We start from the raw sequence: 17,035 nt of genomic DNA on the forward strand, positions 1-17,035 counted from the left end.
GACGACGCGTTGCGAGCGCGGTGCGCACCGGCACCCTGCCTGCCTCGGCACCGAGGCGGAGGGAGGCGGCCGCAGGACGCGCCCGTCGGGTTCGTCCATTCGATAGAGGATGCGGTGTACGTTCTGGGCCGGAACCGCTTCCCATCTATGCGCCCCCTCCTCCTCGTCGCGGCCGTCCTCGCCGCCTCCGCCAGCGCGCAGCCCGACCTCGGGGCGTTCACGGCTCACGCCGACGTTGGCGACGTCCGGACGCCCGGGACGGTCGCCTACAGCCCGGCCTCCGCGACGTACACGATCTCGGGGTCGGGCACCAACATGTGGGCCACGAGCGACGAGTTCCACCTCGTCTACCGGCGGATGACGGGCGACTTCGTCCTCACCGCCGACATGGCGTTCGTGGGCGAGGGCGTCGACCCCCACCGGAAGATCGGCTGGATCGCCCGCGCGTCGCTCGATCCGGGGGCGCCGTACGTCGACGCCGCGCTCCACGGCGACGGGCTCATGTCGCTCCAGTACCGGGCCGCCGCCGGCGACTCGACGGTCCAGGTCGTGAGCGACTCGTCGGCGAGCACGGTCCGGCTGGCGCGGCGCGGCGGCGTGTACTCGATGTCGGTGGCGAGGGCCGGCGAGCCGTTCACGACGGTCGAGCTGACCGAGCCGGTCGACCTCGGCGACGAGGTGCTCGTGGGGTTGTTCGTCTGCGCCCACAACCCGGACGTGGTCGAGACGGCGGTCTTCTCGAACGTCCGCGTGGCGGTCCCGGTCACGTCCGGCATCGGCGACCTCGTCCCCGCCGACGCCGAGGTGGAGGTCCTCGCCGAGGGGTTCACGTGGTCGGAAGGGCCCGTGTGGCGCCCGGCCGAGGGCGACCTCCTGTTTTCGGACGTCCCCGAGAACGTGGTCTACCGCTGGTCCGAGAGCGACGGCCTGTCCGCCTTCCTCCGCCCCGCCAGCCGCGCGTTCGGGAGCGCGACGCCCGGCGAGGCGGGCAGCAACGGGCTGATCCTCGACGCCGACGGCCGCCTGCTCCTGGCCGAGCACGGGACGCGCGCCGTGATGCGCCTCGGCGACCGCTTCGTCCGCGACACGCTGGCGGCGCGCTACGACGGGCGCCGGCTCAACAGCCCAAACGACCTCGTGCTCCACTCGTCGGGCGCCCTGTTCTTTACCGACCCCCCGTACGGGCTGGCCGGTCAGGACGGGTCGCCGCAGAAGGAGCTCCCGTTCAACGGCGTCTACCGCCTCGACTCGGACGGGACGGTCACGCTCATCGATGACGGCCTCTCGCGGCCCAACGGGATCGTCCTGTCGCCCGACGAGCGGACGCTGCTCGTGGCGAACTCGGACCCCGCGCGGGCGATCTGGATGGCGTACCCGGTCGCCGAGGACGGCTCGGTCGGGGAGGGGACGGTCCTGTTCGACGCGACCGAGTGGGTGGGCCCCGACCGGCCCGGCCTCCCGGACGGGATGGCCGTCGACGCAGACGGGAACGTGTTCGCGACGGGGCCGGGCGGCGTCCTCGTGTTCTCGGCCGCGGGCGAGTACCTCGGCACGATCGAGACGGAGAAGGCGACGGCCAACGTGGCCTTTGGCGACGCGGACGGCCGGGCGCTCTACCTCACGTCCAGCGACCAACTCCTCCGGCTCCGCGTCGCCACGCGAGGGCTCGGGTTTTGACAGCGTTCTCGCCTCCGACCCGAGCGACCGCGGCGACCGACCCGGCCCGCCTCGGCGCCGAGGCGGGGGGAGCCGGCCGGCTGTGATCAAACCGCTCCCGTTCGCTCCATGCACCCGCTCCTGATCCTGGCCGTCGGCATGGCGACGGTGCTCGGGCTGATCGTCGCTGCGCGCGTCCACGCGTTCCTGGCGCTGCTGGCGGCGGCGCTCGTCGTGAGTCTGCTCGCTGGCGGGGCGACCGGCGAGGCCGTCACGCGTGTGGCCGAGGCGTTCGGGGCGACGGCGGCGAGCGTCGGCATCGTGATCGCGTTCGCGGCCGTCATCGGGAAGGCCATGACCGACAGCGGCGCGGCCGACCGGATCGTCCGCTCGATGACGGGGACCGCCGGCGACGGGCGCGTGGCGCCGGCCCTCGCCGGGAGCGGGGCCATCCTCTCGATCCCGGTCTTCTTCGACACGGTCTTCTACCTCCTCGTGCCGCTCGCGCGGTCGGCCGCGCGGGCGTCGGGGCGGCGCTACCTCCGCTATCTCCTGGCCGTCGCCGGCGGCGCCGTCGTGACGCACGCGCTCGTGCCCCCGACGCCCGGCCCGTTCGTGACGGCCGCCGAGCTCGGCGTCGACCTCGGCACGATGATGATCGTGGGCCTCGTGATCGCCGTCCCGTGCACCGCCTCGGTCCTCCTCTTCGCCAAGTGGGCCGACGACCGGGTGCCTGTCGAGCTGCCCGACCACGACGACCCGGCCGCCGCCGGCGTCCCCGAGGTGGAGGCGCCGCCACCCGTCCTCCCCGGCCTCGGCGCGTCGTTGGCCCCCATCGTCCTGCCCGTCGTGCTCATCACGGCGGCGACGATCGCGAACGCGCTCGAGCGGCCCCTTGCGTGGCTCGACGCGCTCGGCAACCCGAACCTCGCGCTCGGGCTGGCGACCGTCGCCGCGCTCGGGGTCTACGTCCGCCAGCGGCGGCCGAGCCGCGACGACGTGGCCGAGGCGGTCGAGGAGGCGCTGATGTCGGCCGGCGTCATCATCCTCATCACGGCGGCCGGCGGGGCGTTCGGGGCGATGCTGCGCGAGGCCGGCGTCGGCGACGTCCTGGCGGCGCTGGCGGGCGGCGGAGCGGGCGGGTTCGCGCTCCTGGGCCTCGCCTTCGGCACGGCCAGCCTCCTGAAGATCGCGCAGGGCTCCTCGACGGTCGCCATGATCACGACGGTCGGGCTCGTCGGCGCGGCCGTGGCCGGCGCCGACCTCCCGTTCCACCCGGTCTACCTCGCGACGGCGATCGCGTCGGGCTCGCTCGTCGGCTCGTGGATGAACGACAGCGGCTTCTGGATCTTCGCCAAGATGGGCGGCCTCTCGGAGGTCGAGACGCTCCGGACGTGGACGCCGCTGCTGGCCGTCGTCGGGCTCGTGGCGTTCGCGATGACGCTCGTGCTCGCGCTTGCGGTGCCGCTCGTCTAGCGGGCGGGCAGAGAGCGGGTCACGGTCTGGACGACGTGGCGGAGCCAGTCGCTGAGGGGGACGGGGGTCATGGAGACGAACATGGCGGTGGGAGCTGGGGGACGGTCACAGAGTAGGGCCTGGACCGGCCGTATCAGATCACCGAAACGCCACCTAAGCGCTTCCGGCACAACGGGAAGCGCTTTTTGCCCGAGGCGAAGCGCTTTCCTCCACGAACCCTCCACGGGCCATTCGCTGGCCCTCCCCGCCTCGGTGTCGAGGCCGGCCTACTGGGCCTGGTGCTGGCGGAGGTCGTCGAGCGAGACCACGTCGAGCGCCCGGGCGTGCGTCGCCTCCAGCACGACGGGCGGAGCCACCCCGGCCTCGAAGGCCTCGCGCCACCGGCTCACGCAGAGGCACCACCGGTCGCCGGGGGCGAGGCCGGGAAAGCGCATCTCGGGCCGCGGCCTCGAGAGGTCGTTGCCGCGGGCCCGGGTAAAGTCGAGAAACTCCTCCGTCATCACGGCGCAGACGACGTGCGTGCCGAGGTCGTCGGGGCCGGTCTCGCAGCAGCCGGACCGGTAGAACCCCGTGAGCGGATCGCGGCCGCAGTCCTGGAGCTCGCCGCCGAGGACGTTCGTGAGAGGGACGACTTGCATGGGGCCGGTCGGAGTGTGCGCCCTGGCAACGGACGCGAGCGGGAGTCGGGTCCTCCGGGACGGCCTGAACGCGAGCGACAGACGGAACGGCTCCGGACGCTCGGCTCGTTCGCACGGCCCACCTGTCCCATCCGCATGGCTGAAAAAACGATCGACGACTGGCTCGACGAGACCTCCATCGACGCGTCCGACATCCCGGACCACTATCCCGACGACTACACCGACCCCGAGCTCCGGTGGCGGCTCAAGGAGGCCATCCAGGCGTCCGGGAAGGGCGGCGACGAGGGGGAGTGGTCGGCCCGGAAGGCGCAACTCCTCACGCAGGCGTACGAGAAGCGCGGCGGCAGCTACATCGGCGAGAAGTCCGAGCGCCAGACGAGCCTCGAGGACTGGACGGAGCAAGACTGGCAAACGGCCGACGGCTCGGCCGACGCGGCCTCGGGCGACCACATGGACCGCTACCTCCCGCGCGACGCCTGGGCCCTCCTCTCCGAGTCCGCCCGGAATGAGGCCGAGCGGACCAAAGAGCGGGCCGACGACGCCGGCCGCCAGGTGGCCGACTGGCCGGAGGCCGTCCGCCGCGTCATGGCGGAGCTCGGCTACGCCGACGGCGGCGAGGGCCTGACCAAAGAGATGCTCTACGACCGAGCCCAAGAGCTCGACGTCGAGGGCCGCTCCGACATGACCAAGGGCGAACTGAAGGCGGCCATCCTCGACGCCTATCGGTCCGAGCACGGCGAGCCGACCAAGGACGAGCTGATGACGCGCGCTCAGGCCCTCGACGTCCACGGGCGCAGCGACATGACCAAGAGCGAGCTGCAGGACGCCCTCGACGGCGCCACCGACCGCTGACTCGGCCCGCCGCGGTGGGACTCCCACATGCCCGACCAACCCGCCCTCCTCGTCCACGCCGACTGGAGCACGGCCGCGCGCAAGCGGACGATGGCCGTCGCCCGCCGCGCCGGCGACGTCTACCACGTCGCGGCGCCCGAGCCCGTTGGCGACCTCGGCACGTTCTGGGACCGGCTCCGGGATCGGTCTGACGGGGGCAGGGCGCTGGTCGGGTTCGACTTCCCCATCGGGCTTCCGGCCGCCTACGCCCGCGCGGCCGGCATCGACGACTTTCGCTCCGTGCTTCCCGATCTGGGGCGGGGCGACTGGGCCGCGTTCTACGACCTCGCCACGGTGCCCGATGAGATCGACCTGCGGCGGCCGTTCTACCCGGGCGGAACCGGGACGGGCACGCGGCGAACCGACCTGACGGACGCGCTCGGCGTGGGCTCGTTCGACGCCCTCCGCCGCCGCTGCGAGCAGGCGACGCCGACGCGCGGCTCCGCCTCGCCGCTGTTCTGGACCGTCGGCGGGCAGCAGGTCGGGCGGGCGGCCATCGCCGGCTGGCGGGACCTTCTCGCGCCTGCGCTCCGCCGTGACCCGGGCGCCCTCGCGCTGTGGCCCTTCGACGGCGATCTCTCGGACCTCCTCGCGGGCGACGTGCCGGTTGTGGCCGAGACCTACCCGGCCGAGGCCGGCCTCCACGTCGGGCTTCCGCCGCCCGGCCGCGGGTGGAGCAAGCGCCGCCGCGACGGCCGCTGCGCCCAGGGCCCGGCTCTGTTTCGATGGGCCGCCTGCCGCCCCGTCGTGTTCTCGAGCCAACTCTGCGCGCTCATCGAGGACGGCTTCGGTGAGGCCGCGACGGGCGAGGACGCCTTCGACGCGGCCGTCGGCCTGTTCGGGATGATCGAGGTCGTGCTCGGCCACCGCCCGCCGGGCGCGCCCGGCGCCCCTGACGTCCGCGGGGTCGAGGGGTGGATCCTCGGGCAGTCCCCGGACGCCTGAGTCCTCCCGCCTCGGCGCCGAGGCGGAGGGGGCGGGTCAGATCGCGCGCCCGATGGCCTGCCCCATCCGGAGGGTGTGGCCGGCCGCGACGGCGTCGTCGAGGGTTACACGGTCGCGCTCGAAGGCGAGCACGACGCTGCTGCCGAGCAGGAACCGGCCCATCTCCTCGCCTTTCTCGAACGGCCGGTCGTGTTCGACCGCCACGCGCTCGCGGTACGGCGACGCCGGGCCGTCCCACACCGTCTCGATGCTGGCCACGATGAGCGCGCCGACCATCACGGCGAGGACCTTCCCGTGCTCCGTTTCGAAGAGGCACGCCAGCCGCTCGTTGACGGCGAACAGCCCGTCGACGTGGGCCTCGGTCGTGGCGTTGACCGAGAACAGCTTGCCGGGGATGGCCTCGGTCCGCACGAGCCGGCCCGCGAGCGGGACGTGGACGCGGTGGTAGTCCTTGGGCGAGAGGTAGACCGTGCAGAACGGGCCGCCCTCGAAGGCCGGGTCGGCGCAGCTCCCGGCGAGCGCCTCGAGGGAGTAGCGGATCCCCTTGGCCTGGATGAGGTGGCCGTCGGCGACGGTCCCCGCTTGACTCACGACGCCGTCGGCCGGGGAGGCGACGGCGTCGACGCCCGGCGCGATGGGGCGGGCGCCCTCCGCCAACGACCGGGTAAAGAAGTCGTTGAACGACCGGTAGCTCGCGAGCTCGGTCCGCTCGGCCTCGTCCATCTCGACGCCGTAGACTCGCGCGAAGAGGCGGACGAGCGGGTCACGGAGCCACGCCCTCTCCGACGCCGCCAGCCGGCCGACGCTGCGGGAGAGGAGGTGGTGGGGGAGGAGGCGCTGGAGGGCGACGAACGGGCTCATGCGACGCCTACGGCGTGGCACGGCGGAGAGGTCCGCCCGCCTCGGCAGGCTTGCGGGACGGCCGACGCGTTTCGTGGACTAGAGGCCGAGGTCGTCGCAGGTCGCGTCGACCGTGCCCGTGTCGGTCGCGCCGTCGGTGAACTCGCTCCGGGTGAGCTCGACGGCGAGCTCCTCGGCGCTGCCGCAGCCGGCCAGGACGAGGAGCGCGGCGAAGAGAAGGAGAGGGAAACGCATGGGGAAGGGGGGACATAGAGAGGACGGTGATCACGGACAGCGCCCTCAGCCGTTTCGCGCCGTCCCGGTCCCGCCCTCTCCCCCATGGCTTCCTGGGACGACGCCCGATGCGGATCCAGAAGACTCCCCGCTCGCCTTGGCGTGCCCGCGGACGGACCGAGGCGGGCGGAGCTAGTCGGTTTCGGTCGGGTAGCCGGCCTCCGTCCACGCCCGCCAGCCGCCGTCCATCGATCGGACGTTCGCGTAGCCCATCTGCTCAAGCGCCCGGGCCGCGAGCGCCGAGCGGTAGCCACCGCCGCAGTACAGCACGAGCGGCGCGTCGGGGTCGGGGAACGCCGCCTCGATGTCCCGTTCGAGGACCCCGCGCGGCATCGCGACGGCGCCCGGCAGGTGTCCCCGGTCCCACTCGTCCGGCTCCCGGACGTCCACCAGAACCATGTCCTCGCCGGCCTCCATCCGCTGACGGACCGTCGCAGGGTCGGTCTCCGTGATCTCGGCGCGTGCGGCGTCGACGAGCGCGAGGAAGCGGGGGCTGTGGGTCATGAGGGAGGACAGGGTCGGTCGAGAGGATTCCTTCAGCGTGTCGATCACGCTCCGCCCGTTCCCGGTTCCCGTAAACCGCAGGTCGGCGCAGCCGACGCAGCGAGCTATCGGAAGTCCCCACTGGCGACGACTTCGTTGGCCTTCTCGAGCCGCTCCAGCGTGCCGACGTCGAGGAATCGGTTCGGCGTCGCGTCGGTCCCGTCGAAGGCCGCGATTCGGGCGCCGTCCCGGGCCTGGGCGAGGTAGACGTCCATGACGGAGAACTTGGCCTCGTCGCGGGCGCAGATGGGGTCGAGGAGGGCGGGCGCGCAGGCCTGGACGCCGCAGAAGTCGACCACGCGGCCTTCGCCCTGCGCGTCGCGCATCCGCTTCGGCTCGCCGCCGTCGAGCGTGTAGCCCGCCAGCCCGCCGTCGTCGAAGAGGAGCGCGCGGTCGGTCTTGGCCTCGGCCACAGCGAGCGTCGCGAGGCGGCCGTCGTCGGCGTCGCGCTGGGCCTCGTAGAGCGCGCGGAGGTCGACGTCGGTGAGGATGTCGGCGTTGTGGACCAGGAACGGCGCGTCGCGGCGGAAGAAGCCGGCGGCCTTCTTGATGCCGCCGCCGGTCTCGAGCGGCCCGTCGGGCTCGTCGGAGATCACGACCTCGACGGGGGCGCCCGCCTCGGTCCGCCAGTCGGCCGCCTCGACGTAGGCCTCGACCTGGTCCGAGAGGTGCGACACGTTGACGAGGATCCGGTCGGCCCCGGACGCCAGAAGGCGCCGCGCGACGCGCTCCAGCATGGGGACGCCATCGACCTCGACGAGCGGCTTCGGCGTGTGGTGCGTGAGCGGGCGGAGGCGCGTGCCGAGGCCGGCCGCGAGGATCATGGCGTCCATTCGGAGGGATGCGGGGTGAGGGAAGGCGGGATGGGCAGAACTGGCACCCCGGGGCGGCCGTTACGCATCCGCCCCTCCGACGGTCCCCTGATTCCCCCATCCCGCATGCCCCATCCCTCCTCCCCTCCTCTCGGCGTCGTTCATGGCTACGGCCTCGCGGGCGCGGGGTCGAACCTGTGGACGCGGGCGATCCTGCGGGCGCTGGCCCAGGGCGGGCACGCCGTCCACGCCGTCTGCCAGGAGAGCCGGCCCGAGCGGTACGACTTCGTGGCGAAGGCCGTCGCGTACGCCGCTGACGGCCGGCCCGAAACGCTCTTCGAGCGCGAGACGCCGTACCCCGGTTCCGTCACCGTCCACCGGCCGGAGCTCGACGTGCTGCCCACGTTCGTCCGGCCGAGCACGGCGAGCGAGTACGTCGTCTACATCCCCGACCTCGACGACGCGGCCGTGACGGAGTACGTCCGGCGGAACGCCTGGGTGCTCGAGGCGGTCGCCGAGGCGGAGGGGGTCGCCGGGTGGGTCGTCAACCACGTCGTGCTGATGGCCGTCGCGGCGTACCGGGCGCACGAGGCCGGCGGGGCGCCGTATGCCGTCCTGCCGCACGGGAGCGCCATCGAGTACGTGGTCAAGAAGGAGGCACGGTCGCGGGCCCTCGCCGAGACCGCGCTCCAGGGCGCCGTGCGCGTGTTCGCGCTCAACGGCGAGATGGAGGGGCGCATCCACGACGTGTTCGGCGCCGTGCCGGGCGTCGACAAGAAGGTCGGGCGGATGCCGGTCGGGACCGACACGTCGGTGTTCGACCTGGTCGACCGGAGGGACCGGGCGGCGACCGTCGAGCGGATCGCCGAGACCGTGGTCGGCGTCGACCGCGGGCGGCCGGAGGACGCCACGGCCGCGCTCCAGGCCCGCCTCGGCGCGCTCCCGGACGAGGCCAGCGATGAGCAGGTGCTGGAGGCGCTGAGGGCCGACTACCCGCGTTCGGCGCCGGACGAGGACGTCGAGGCCAAGCTCCGCGCCGTGGACTGGGACGACGCCAAGACCGTCGTCTACGTCGGCCGGCTGATCGCGGCGAAGGGGCCGGCCGATCTCGTCCTCGCCCTCCCGCTCGTGGCCGAGCAGCACCCCGAGGCCGTCGCGCTCGTGGCCGGGACCGGCGGCCTCCGCGAGGGGCTGGAGGCGCTCGTGTGGGCGCTCGCCGAGGGCCGCGGCCCTCTCGTCCGCCGGCTCGTCCGCCTCGGCGGCGCGCTCGAAGGCGGCGGCGGCCTCGACGCCGATCCGTTCTTTGCGGGGCAGGCCTTCCTCGACGGCCTCGACGCCGAGGGCGCGTTCGACGACTACCTCGCGACGGCGCGGCGCGTGCTCACGCCCGACTCCGTCGTGTTCACCGGCTTCCTCGACCACGACGCGCTCGGCCCGCTCTACGGGCTAGCCGACGCCGGCGCGTTCCCGTCGGTCGTCCGCGAGGCGAGCCCGCTCGTGGTGCCCGAGAGCGCCGCGGCCGGCGTCCTGCCCGTCGGCCCCGACATCGGGGGAATGGGCGACAGCCTGCGGACCCTCGCGGAGGGCCTCCCCGACGCCGCTCGCGATCTCGTCACGACGCGGCCCGAGGCCGAGCACCGCATCCCGGACCTCGCCGACCGGTTGGCCCAGGCCCTCGACGCGCCCCGTCGGTTCGCGCCCGAGCTGCGACGCGAGGCCGAGGCCCGGTTCGACTGGCGCGCCATCGCCGAGCGACTGGCCGGCGAGCTTGAAGCGATGGGCGCCGATCGCTGACCTGCTCCGCCTCGACTCCGAGGCGGACCGAGCTAGACCTCCGCCACCGCCTGCGCGACGACCCCGTCGAACGTCGTGGCCGAGGCCGGATGGATGGCCATGTCCCACCCCGGGAACCGCCGCGCCGCGACCGGCCCGCTCCGGATCACCTGGAGGTCGGCGTGTCGCGTGTCGCTCTCGATCCGCTCGACGCAGAGGGCCAGCGCGCGGGCCGGCCCCTCGATCCACTGCGCGAACCGCGTGACCCCATCGTCGTCCTCCAGCACGACCAGCTTGCCCGTCACGTCGCGCGCGGCGTTGAACCGACGGGCGGAGCGGAGCAGGTCGTTGAGCGCATCGTCGGAAAAGGGGACGACGGGCGTCGAGAGGTAAGCAAACGCGCGGAGCGGCTCGCTCTCGACCCCGAGGACGTCGATGTCGGGCACCGGGCGAACGGGAGGGTGGGACGCTGGACGGGGAGAGTACAGAGAAGGCCTCACGCGCCTCCTCGGCCGATCCCCGGGCCGCGCTAGGTGGATTCCCCTGCCCCCACCAGCTGCGGGGCGGCCTCGGCGCCGAGGCGGAGGGTCTCGACCGTCGCGAAGGCGTCGGTGCTCACGAGGAGAGCCAGCGGATCGCCCTCGGTCAGCAGGAAGTGGATGACCGTGAGCGCCGCGCGCTCGTCGCGGCCGTCGTCCGGGCGGACGGTTCGGGGCGAGCGGAAGACCTCACGGTAGTGGCCGCCCTCGGGGTGCGGTTCGAGACCGAGTGTCTCATGAGGCGGGCGGCCCAGGCGACATCTACAGGTCCTTCCGGTAGCGGGCAACCATGTCGTCCTGTGTCTCGACCGGCCCCTCCCCGCCGACCTGGTCGCGCAGCATCTCGCCCATCGTCGGGAGGACCGACCGGTCCTGGCGGCTGGCGGGGTCCCAGAGGCGCGAGCGCATAAGGGCCTTGGCGCAATGGAGGTAGGCTTCCTCGACCGTGATCTCGACGACGACCCGCGGCGGGCGGCGCGCGTCGGCGAACGGTGCGAGCGCCTCGGCATCATCGCGGAGGCGGGCCGTCCCGTTGACCCGGAGCGTCTCGTCGACGCCGGGGACGAGGAAGAGGAGGCCGGCGCGGCCCGTCTCGGCGACGTTCGTGAGCGAGTCGAGCCGGTTGTTGCCGCTCGCGTCGGGCAGCCAGAGCGTCCGGTCGTCGGCGACGTGGACGAAGCCGGGGGCGCCGCCGCGCGGCGAGGCGTCGGCGCGGCCGTCGGCGCCCGCGGTCGCGAGGACAAGGAACGGGGCGAGCCCGATGAACCGGCGGGCGTGGACGTCGAGCCGGTCGAGCGTCTTGCGGACGGCCCGGCCGGACGGGGTGGGGTAGCGTTCGCGGAGGGCGTCGACGGACTCGATCATGGCACGCGGGGCTCAGTCTCCGCCGCTCGACAGGTCGTCGGCGGCCCGGGCGAACGTAGCGCCCGAGGCCGGCTGGATGGCCATGTCCCAGTCGGGGAACCGCCGGGCCTCGACGGGCCCCCGGCGGCGGACGTCGATCGCGTCGTGCCGCGGGTCGGCGACGATCCGGCGGATGCAGGCCTCGAGCGCGTTCCGCGGCCCCTCGATCCACTGGGCGAAGCGGACGATCTGGTCGCCGTCTTCCAGCACGACGAGCTTTCCGGTCACGCCATGGGCGGCGTTCCACCGGCGGGCGGCGAGGAGGAGGTCGCTGAGGTCGCGGTCGGAGAACGGCTCGGTCGGCGTTGAAACGTAGGCGAGGCCGTGGAGCGGGTCCGGCGCGTGGCCGACGACGTCGAGGGGATCGGACATGGGGACGGAGGCAGCGGCCCCGTCGTATCTCTGAGGCCCGCCACTCGTTTCCCCATGCGCCGACTCCTCGCCCTCGTCGTCCTGTTCGTCGTCCTAGGCGCGTGCCGGACCGCGGCCCCGCCGCCCGCCCCGTCGCTCGAGGTCGTCCTCGTCCGCCATGCCGAGAAGGCCGACGACGGGACGCGCGACCCCGACCTCACCGACGCCGGCCGCGCACGGGCCGCGGCCCTCGCCGAGCGCCTCACCGGCGAGCGCCTCGTCGCCGTCTACGCGACGGAGTTCGTCCGGACGCAGGAGACGGCTCGGCCCACCGCCGAGGCGGCCGGCCTCGACGTGACGCTGGAGCCAGTCGGCACCGACGGTGTGCCCGCGTTCACGGCCCGGATGGCCGAGCGCGTGCGGAGCCACCTCTCGCCGGACGGCGGGACGGTCCTCGTCGTCGGCCACAGCAACACGACCCCGGACCTCGCGGCAGCGCTCACCGGCCAGCCCGTCGAGCCGATGCCGGAGACCGAGTACGACCGCGTGATGGTGGTGACGCTCGACGCCGACGGCGGCCGGCTCACGACGTCGCGCCTCGCGGTGCCGTCAAGCCCACGATGACGTCGGCGACGTTCGTGTGCGTCGGGCCGGTGCGGACGAGCGCGCCGGCCGCGTCGAGCGCGGGGTAGGCGTCGTTGTCGGTGAGGCGCTCGGCCGGGTCGAGGCCCGCCTGCCGGATGGCGTCGGCAGTGCGCGGCGACGCCCAGCCGCCGGCCGCGTCGGTCGGCCCGTCGACGCCGTCGGTGCCCCCGCTGAGGACGACCGCGTCCACCTCGGGCGCTCTATCGAGGTAGAGGGCGGCAGCGAGGGCGACCTCCTGGTTCCGCCCGCCGCGGCCGGTGCCCGTGACCGTCACGGTCGTCTCGCCGCCCCAGAGCCGGCACGTTGGGCGGCCGGGGTTCACTGCGAGCGCGGCCTCGGCGACGCGCCGCCCGATGGCGCGGGCCTTGCCCTCGACCTCTCGTTCCACCCGCTCCACCGCGTACCCGAGGCGGGCGGCCTCGCGCGCCGCCGCGTCGAGCGCCGTCTCGTTCGTTCCGATCACGTACGTCGTGACGGCGCCGAACGCCGGATGGTCGGGGCCGGGCGTGTCGGCGACGTCGCCCGCTGCTCCCGCGTCGAGGTGCCGGCGGACGGGTGAGGGCACGGCGCCCATCAGCCCGGCGTCGCGGAGGACGGCGAGCGCGTCGGCGAACGTCGTCGGGTCGGGGACGGTCGGGCCGCTGCCGATCACGGCCGGGTCGTCGCCCACGACGTCGGAGAGGACGAGGGCGAGCACGCGGGCGGGCGCAGCGGCGAGGGCGAGCCGCCCGCCGGAGATCCGCGAGAGGTGTTTTCGAACGGTGTTGATGCCCCCGATGGGGACGCCGCTTTCCAAGAGTAGCCGCGTCGTCGCGCGGACGTCGTCGAGCGAGACGCCGACGGGCGGGAGGCCCCACAGTGCCGAGCCGCCCCCGGAGACGAGCGCGACCACGAGGTCGTCGGGCCCGGCCGCCTCGGCGAGCGTGAGCGCCGCGCTGGCTGCCGCTGCGCTGGCGGGCGTCGGGACCGGGTGCCCGGCCTCGGTCACGGCGATCCGCGACGGGCGCGGGAGGTCGGCCGGCACCGTCGCCGCGTAGCCCGTCGGCACGACGACGGCGCCGTCGACCCGGACGTCCGCTCCGATCCGTGCGTCGAGCGCTCCCGCCAGGGGGATCGACGCCTTCCCGGCCCCGACGACGATCACGCGGTCGAACGACGCGAGGGGGCGGCCGGCGAGCGCGTCGAGGTCGGGCGCGTCGAGCAGCGCCGGCGCCTGGACGGCGCGGACGGCGGCGTCGAACACGCGGCGGGCATCGTGGGCGAGATCGGGACGGGGCATCACCCCGACAAGTTCGGCGTCGGGGGCCGTCCGCGACGGCCCCGAGGCGGGCGGGCTCGGCGGGCGGCGAAAAAAATGGGGGGCCCGCGACGCGCCATGACGCTCGACGGCAGGCTTTCCAGTAACACTCAACTAGACGCCCCTCCCGCCCCCGCCGATGTCCCAGAGTTTCCAGCACGAGAAGCCGCCCGCCCGCGTCAACCTGTTCCTCGAGGTCGCCAAGGGCGATGCCAAGGAGCGCGTCGAACTCCCCATGCGAATGCTCGTCATGGGTGACTTCACCAACCGCGAGGACGGCACGCCGCTCGAGGACCGGGAGGTGATCAACCTCAACAAGGACAACTTCGAGGACGTCCTCCAGTCCCAAGACCTCCGCGTCAAGACGGCCGTCGAGAACACCCTCACGGGCGACGGCGACCTCGCCGTCGATCTGAAGTTCGACTCGATGAAGTCGTTCAACCCGGAGCAGATCGCCAAGCAGGTCCCCGAGCTCTCGCGGCTCCTGGCCACGCGGAACCTCCTCCAGGACCTCCGCAACCGGCTCATCTCGGCCGCCGACTTCCGCAAGCAGATCGAGTCGGTCATCAACGACCCCGAGGCCCGCGAGCAGCTCCTCGCCGAGCTCGACACGATCATCCAGGAGGACGCCCCGGCCGGCGACGACGCCGAGGCGTAGTCCCGCGCGCCGCGCCTAACCCCGAACTGCAGCGCCCCGCGCGCTCCCTCTCTCACTCCCGATCCCGTACCGTTCCTATGGCTGAGGCCCAGACGCAGACCGACGCCGCTGCCGCCGAGACCACCGAGGCCGAGGGCTCCCTCCTCGACTCCATCCTCGCCAAGGTCGACGTCCAGAAACCCAAGGGCGACGTCCGCATTGACGCGTTCTCCGACGCCGACGCCGTCGGCGGGCAGGACCGCGGGGCCATGATGTCGGCCGCGCTGCGGGTGTTCGTCGACGCCGTGACCAAGAGTGGCGAGCCGGTCGCGAAGATCGACAAGCACCTCGTCGACAGCCTCGTCTCCGACATCGACGCGACGATCTCGAAGCAACTCGACAAGATCCTCCACAACAAGGAGGTCCAGAAGCTCGAGTCCGCCTGGCGCGGGCTGAAGTTCCTCGTCGACCGGACCGACTTCCGCAAGAACGTTAAGATCGAGCTCCTCAACGTGTCGAAGGACACGCTCCGGGAGTCGTTCGAGGACTCGCCCGAGCTCATCCAGAGCGCGCTCTACCGGCACGTCTACTCGAACGCCTACGACCAGCCGGGCGCCGACCCGTACTCGGCCATCGTCTCGAACTACGACTTCGGCGCGTCGCCGCAGGACATGGCGCTCCTGGCCGACATCTCGAAGGTGGCCGCCTCGGCGCACGCCCCGTTCCTGGGCGCCATCGGGCCCCAGTTCTTCGGGAAGGAGTCGATGGAGGAGTGGAAGAAGATCCCCGACCTCTCGGCCTACATGGAGCTGGCGGACTTCACGAAGTGGAACGCCCTCCGCGACACCGAGGACGCCCGCTACCTCGGCCTGACGTTCCCGCGCTTCCTCCTCCGGTTGCCCTACGGACAGGACACGGTCCCCGTGAAGTCGTTCAACTACGAGGAGTCGGTCACCGGCGACGACCACGACCGGTACCTCTGGGGCAACTCGTCGTTCGCGTTCGCCTCCAACATGGTCCGCGCGTTCCAGCGCGACGGCTGGAGCGTCCAGATCCGCGGGCCCCAGTCCGGCGGCAAGGTCGACGACCTGCCCGTCCACCTCTACGACGTGGGCAAGGGGAAGCAGGCCAAGATCCCGACGGAGGTCCCGATCTCGGAGACGCTCGAGTTCGAGGCGGCCAACCTCGGGTTCATCCCGCTCTCGCACTACCAGGGCCGCGACTTCGCCTGCTTCTTCTCCGCCAACTCGACCCAGCGCCCGAAGCTCTACGACGACGACGCGGCGACGGCCAACAGCCGGATCAACGCCCGCCTCCCGTACATCTTCCTGGCCTCCCGGATCGCCCACTACCTCAAGGTCCTCCAGCGCGAGAACATCGGCGCGACGAAGGACGCCGGCGCCATCGAGGCCGAGCTCAATAAGTGGCTCAAGGGGCTCGTGACGGAGATGGACAAGCCGAGCGCCGAGCAGGTCGCGAAGTACCCGCTCAAAGCGGCCGAGGTCACCGTGGTCGAGCTCGACGACAACCCGGGCTTCTTCCGCGTCCAGACCGCGATCAAGCCGCACTTCCAGATCGAGGGGATGGACATCAGTCTGTCTCTCGTGGGCAAGATGCCCAAGAAGTAGCGGGGTAGCCGACGGGCTGCCCCACCGCCCGGCCGGCGGCCCCGACGGGGGCCCGACCGGGCACCTCCCGCCACGACCCCAACCGCCCGCCCGCGGCGGCTCCGGCGACCCGCCGGCGCGCTGCGAACGGGATCCCTATACCCCACCGCTCCACAGGAGCACTGCCATGCCCACTCCCATCTACATGTCCATCAACGACGGCAGCGTCCAGGGCTCCGTCGACATCGCGGGCCGCGAGGGCACCGTCGAGATCATCGAGATGGACCACAACGTCCACATTCCGACCGACATCCACTCGGGCCGGTCGTCGGGCGTCCGCCAGCACGGCCGGATGACGGTCCGCGCGGCCATCGACAAGGCCACCCCGTACCTCTACAAGGCCGTGACCGAGGGCGAGACCTACGACACGGTCAAGTTCAGCTTCTTCCAGATCGACGACACCGGCACCGAGGTCGAGTACTACACGATCTTGATCGAGCGCGTGAAGGTCGCCGAGGTCAAGCTCGACGTGCCCAACGTCAAGAACGTCGAGAAGGAGCACTACCCGCACATGGTCGAGTACAGCTTCGTCTACGGCAAGATTACCTGGACCTGGAACGACGGGACGCTCGAGCACACCGACGACTGGGTCGCGGCCCGCTAGCGCGAGAGGCAAGGGGGACGGGGCATAGGGCAAGGGTTTCGGCTCGTGCCGCCTCGTGCCCCTTGCCTCACTCCCTTGTCCCGATGGCGATCCGCCTCGCGCTGTTCGACGTCCTCGAAGGCCGGTTCGGCGGGGGCGGTCCCCTCGTCGACACGGTCTCGTCCGACGAGCACCGCGTTCACAGCATCGTGGGCAACCTCCAACGGCTGCTCAACACGCGCCAGGGGTCCGTGCCCCACCTCCCAGACTACGGGCTCCCCGACCTCTCGTCGATCCGCCGAGACGGGGCCTACGACGACCTCCGCAAGGCGATCCGCCAGGCCGTCCTCGACTACGAGCCCCGGCTGGCGCGCGTGCGCGTCGAGCCCCGCGACGCCGACCCGTACAAGATGCGGGTCACGTTCGTGATCTCGGGCGAAGTCGAGCGCGGCCTGCGGATCCAACTCGAGACCACGTTCGGCTCGCAAGAGCTCACCGACGTCCGCCCGACGGGGGGATGAGGGCGGGGAACGGGTGATGGGTTC

The 17,035-nt window shown here is 72.7% G+C and carries 20 protein-coding genes; 10 read left to right on the plus strand and 10 right to left on the minus strand.

The annotated features are described in order from the left end of the window. The first annotated feature begins 147 nt into the window (after positions 1–147). Complete coding sequence (locus BSZ37_RS04270) at positions 148–1,677, plus strand: SMP-30/gluconolactonase/LRE family protein (protein ID WP_218830393.1); 1,530 nt, start codon at positions 148–150, stop codon at positions 1,675–1,677. Positions 1,678–1,785: 108 nt separating this feature from the next. Next, positions 1,786–3,132, plus strand: coding sequence for a GntP family permease (locus tag BSZ37_RS04275; RefSeq protein WP_095509352.1), 1,347 nt, complete (start codon positions 1,786–1,788; stop codon positions 3,130–3,132). Between the two features lie 266 nt (positions 3,133–3,398). On the opposite strand, the gene BSZ37_RS04280 is transcribed toward BSZ37_RS04275, so the two are convergent. After that, a complete protein-coding gene (locus BSZ37_RS04280) occupies positions 3,399–3,770 on the minus strand; it encodes a DUF2237 family protein (protein WP_095509353.1) in 372 nt (123 codons plus the stop codon). Positions 3,771–3,905: 135 nt separating this feature from the next. On the opposite strand from BSZ37_RS04280, the gene BSZ37_RS21820 reads away from it, so the two are divergent. Both BSZ37_RS21820 and BSZ37_RS04290 read left to right on the plus strand, forming a co-directional pair. After that, positions 3,906–4,622, plus strand: a complete 717-nt coding sequence (locus tag BSZ37_RS21820) for a hypothetical protein (protein WP_179299467.1) — start codon at positions 3,906–3,908, stop codon at positions 4,620–4,622. 27 nt (positions 4,623–4,649) lie between these two features. After that, positions 4,650–5,606 carry a hypothetical protein gene (locus BSZ37_RS04290; RefSeq protein WP_095509354.1) on the plus strand — a complete coding sequence of 319 codons (957 nt, stop codon included), beginning with the start codon at positions 4,650–4,652 and terminating at the stop codon, positions 5,604–5,606. A gap of 36 nt (positions 5,607–5,642) precedes the next feature. On the opposite strand, the gene asd is transcribed toward BSZ37_RS04290, so the two are convergent. From asd to BSZ37_RS04305, 4 genes are all read right to left on the minus strand, one after another. After that, positions 5,643–6,467 carry an archaetidylserine decarboxylase gene (gene asd / locus BSZ37_RS04295; protein ID WP_095509355.1) on the minus strand — a complete coding sequence of 275 codons (825 nt, stop codon included), beginning with the start codon at positions 6,465–6,467 and terminating at the stop codon, positions 5,643–5,645. A 78-nt stretch (positions 6,468–6,545) separates the two neighbouring features. After that, positions 6,546–6,701, minus strand: a complete 156-nt coding sequence (locus BSZ37_RS21825) for a hypothetical protein (protein WP_179299468.1) — start codon at positions 6,699–6,701, stop codon at positions 6,546–6,548. A 171-nt stretch (positions 6,702–6,872) separates the two neighbouring features. Then, positions 6,873–7,244 (minus strand): rhodanese-like domain-containing protein, encoded by a 372-nt coding sequence (locus tag BSZ37_RS04300; RefSeq protein ID WP_095509356.1) that lies wholly within the window; start codon positions 7,242–7,244, stop codon positions 6,873–6,875. 104 nt (positions 7,245–7,348) lie between these two features. Then, positions 7,349–8,116 carry a nucleotidyltransferase family protein gene (locus BSZ37_RS04305; RefSeq protein ID WP_095509357.1) on the minus strand — a complete coding sequence of 256 codons (768 nt, stop codon included), beginning with the start codon at positions 8,114–8,116 and terminating at the stop codon, positions 7,349–7,351. 105 nt (positions 8,117–8,221) lie between these two features. On the opposite strand from BSZ37_RS04305, the gene BSZ37_RS04310 reads away from it, so the two are divergent. Further along, positions 8,222–9,889 carry a glycosyltransferase gene (locus BSZ37_RS04310; protein ID WP_095509358.1) on the plus strand — a complete coding sequence of 556 codons (1,668 nt, stop codon included), beginning with the start codon at positions 8,222–8,224 and terminating at the stop codon, positions 9,887–9,889. A gap of 32 nt (positions 9,890–9,921) precedes the next feature. Here BSZ37_RS04310 and BSZ37_RS04315 read toward each other — a convergent pair whose 3' ends face one another. The 4 genes from BSZ37_RS04315 to BSZ37_RS04330 form a co-directional block, all read right to left on the minus strand. After that, complete coding sequence (locus tag BSZ37_RS04315) at positions 9,922–10,314, minus strand: BLUF domain-containing protein (protein WP_179299469.1); 393 nt, start codon at positions 10,312–10,314, stop codon at positions 9,922–9,924. 83 nt (positions 10,315–10,397) lie between these two features. Continuing rightward, complete coding sequence (locus tag BSZ37_RS04320) at positions 10,398–10,694, minus strand: cupin domain-containing protein (protein ID WP_218830394.1); 297 nt, start codon at positions 10,692–10,694, stop codon at positions 10,398–10,400. Next, on the minus strand, positions 10,669–11,271 hold the full coding sequence (locus BSZ37_RS04325) for a pyridoxamine 5'-phosphate oxidase family protein (RefSeq protein ID WP_095509360.1): 603 nt from the start codon (positions 11,269–11,271) through the stop codon (positions 10,669–10,671). Before BSZ37_RS04325 ends, BSZ37_RS04320 begins: the two co-directional genes overlap by 26 nt. A gap of 12 nt (positions 11,272–11,283) precedes the next feature. Then, positions 11,284–11,682: a BLUF domain-containing protein gene (locus BSZ37_RS04330; protein ID WP_095509361.1), complete on the minus strand. Its 399-nt coding sequence runs from the start codon at positions 11,680–11,682 to the stop codon at positions 11,284–11,286. A 54-nt stretch (positions 11,683–11,736) separates the two neighbouring features. Between BSZ37_RS04330 and BSZ37_RS04335 the strand changes: the two genes are divergently transcribed. Continuing rightward, entirely contained in the window at positions 11,737–12,285 is a 549-nt protein-coding gene (locus tag BSZ37_RS04335) for a histidine phosphatase family protein (protein WP_095509362.1), read from the plus strand. Here BSZ37_RS04335 and BSZ37_RS04340 read toward each other — a convergent pair. Continuing rightward, positions 12,245–13,585 (minus strand): glycerate kinase type-2 family protein, encoded by a 1,341-nt coding sequence (locus BSZ37_RS04340; protein WP_095509363.1) that lies wholly within the window; start codon positions 13,583–13,585, stop codon positions 12,245–12,247. The genes BSZ37_RS04335 and BSZ37_RS04340 overlap by 41 nt on opposite strands. Positions 13,586–13,742: 157 nt before the next feature. On the opposite strand from BSZ37_RS04340, the gene tssB reads away from it, so the two are divergent. From tssB to tssE, 4 genes are all read left to right on the plus strand, one after another. Next, positions 13,743–14,261 (plus strand): type VI secretion system contractile sheath small subunit, encoded by a 519-nt coding sequence (gene tssB / locus BSZ37_RS04345; RefSeq protein ID WP_095509364.1) that lies wholly within the window; start codon positions 13,743–13,745, stop codon positions 14,259–14,261. Between the two features lie 77 nt (positions 14,262–14,338). Continuing rightward, a complete protein-coding gene (tssC, locus tag BSZ37_RS04350; RefSeq protein ID WP_095509365.1) occupies positions 14,339–15,868 on the plus strand; it encodes a type VI secretion system contractile sheath large subunit in 1,530 nt (509 codons plus the stop codon). Positions 15,869–16,034: 166 nt separating this feature from the next. Then, positions 16,035–16,511, plus strand: coding sequence for a type VI secretion system tube protein TssD (tssD, locus tag BSZ37_RS04355; RefSeq protein WP_095509366.1), 477 nt, complete (start codon positions 16,035–16,037; stop codon positions 16,509–16,511). 62 nt (positions 16,512–16,573) lie between these two features. Further along, a complete protein-coding gene (gene tssE / locus BSZ37_RS04360; RefSeq protein ID WP_179299470.1) occupies positions 16,574–17,011 on the plus strand; it encodes a type VI secretion system baseplate subunit TssE in 438 nt (145 codons plus the stop codon). Positions 17,012–17,035: the final 24 nt, after the last annotated feature.

The organism is Rubrivirga marina (assembly GCF_002283365.1).
In the GTDB taxonomy this organism is placed as follows: Bacteria; Bacteroidota; Rhodothermia; order Rhodothermales; family Rubricoccaceae; genus Rubrivirga; species Rubrivirga marina.

Excerpts from the sequence above, each read along its gene's own strand:
- BSZ37_RS04340 (WP_095509363.1), bottom strand. The coding sequence starts at position 13,585 with ATGCCCCGTCCCGATCTCGCCCACGATGCCCGCCGCGTGTTCGACGCC.
- BSZ37_RS21825 (WP_179299468.1), bottom strand. The coding sequence starts at position 6,701 with ATGCGTTTCCCTCTCCTTCTCTTCGCCGCGCTCCTCGTCCTGGCCGGC.
- BSZ37_RS04290 (WP_095509354.1), top strand. The coding sequence starts at position 4,650 with ATGCCCGACCAACCCGCCCTCCTCGTCCACGCCGACTGGAGCACGGCC.
- BSZ37_RS04275 (WP_095509352.1), top strand. The coding sequence starts at position 1,786 with ATGCACCCGCTCCTGATCCTGGCCGTCGGCATGGCGACGGTGCTCGGG.
- BSZ37_RS04305 (WP_095509357.1), bottom strand. The coding sequence starts at position 8,116 with ATGGACGCCATGATCCTCGCGGCCGGCCTCGGCACGCGCCTCCGCCCG.
- BSZ37_RS04335 (WP_095509362.1), top strand. The coding sequence starts at position 11,737 with ATGCGCCGACTCCTCGCCCTCGTCGTCCTGTTCGTCGTCCTAGGCGCG.
- BSZ37_RS04330 (WP_095509361.1), bottom strand. The coding sequence starts at position 11,682 with ATGTCCGATCCCCTCGACGTCGTCGGCCACGCGCCGGACCCGCTCCAC.
- tssD (WP_095509366.1), top strand. The coding sequence starts at position 16,035 with ATGCCCACTCCCATCTACATGTCCATCAACGACGGCAGCGTCCAGGGC.
- BSZ37_RS04270 (WP_218830393.1), top strand. The coding sequence starts at position 148 with ATGCGCCCCCTCCTCCTCGTCGCGGCCGTCCTCGCCGCCTCCGCCAGC.
- tssB (WP_095509364.1), top strand. The coding sequence starts at position 13,743 with ATGTCCCAGAGTTTCCAGCACGAGAAGCCGCCCGCCCGCGTCAACCTG.
- BSZ37_RS04280 (WP_095509353.1), bottom strand. The coding sequence starts at position 3,770 with ATGCAAGTCGTCCCTCTCACGAACGTCCTCGGCGGCGAGCTCCAGGAC.
- BSZ37_RS04310 (WP_095509358.1), top strand. The coding sequence starts at position 8,222 with ATGCCCCATCCCTCCTCCCCTCCTCTCGGCGTCGTTCATGGCTACGGC.
- asd (WP_095509355.1), bottom strand. The coding sequence starts at position 6,467 with ATGAGCCCGTTCGTCGCCCTCCAGCGCCTCCTCCCCCACCACCTCCTC.
- BSZ37_RS04325 (WP_095509360.1), bottom strand. The coding sequence starts at position 11,271 with ATGATCGAGTCCGTCGACGCCCTCCGCGAACGCTACCCCACCCCGTCC.
- BSZ37_RS21820 (WP_179299467.1), top strand. The coding sequence starts at position 3,906 with ATGGCTGAAAAAACGATCGACGACTGGCTCGACGAGACCTCCATCGAC.
- tssC (WP_095509365.1), top strand. The coding sequence starts at position 14,339 with ATGGCTGAGGCCCAGACGCAGACCGACGCCGCTGCCGCCGAGACCACC.
- BSZ37_RS04300 (WP_095509356.1), bottom strand. The coding sequence starts at position 7,244 with ATGACCCACAGCCCCCGCTTCCTCGCGCTCGTCGACGCCGCACGCGCC.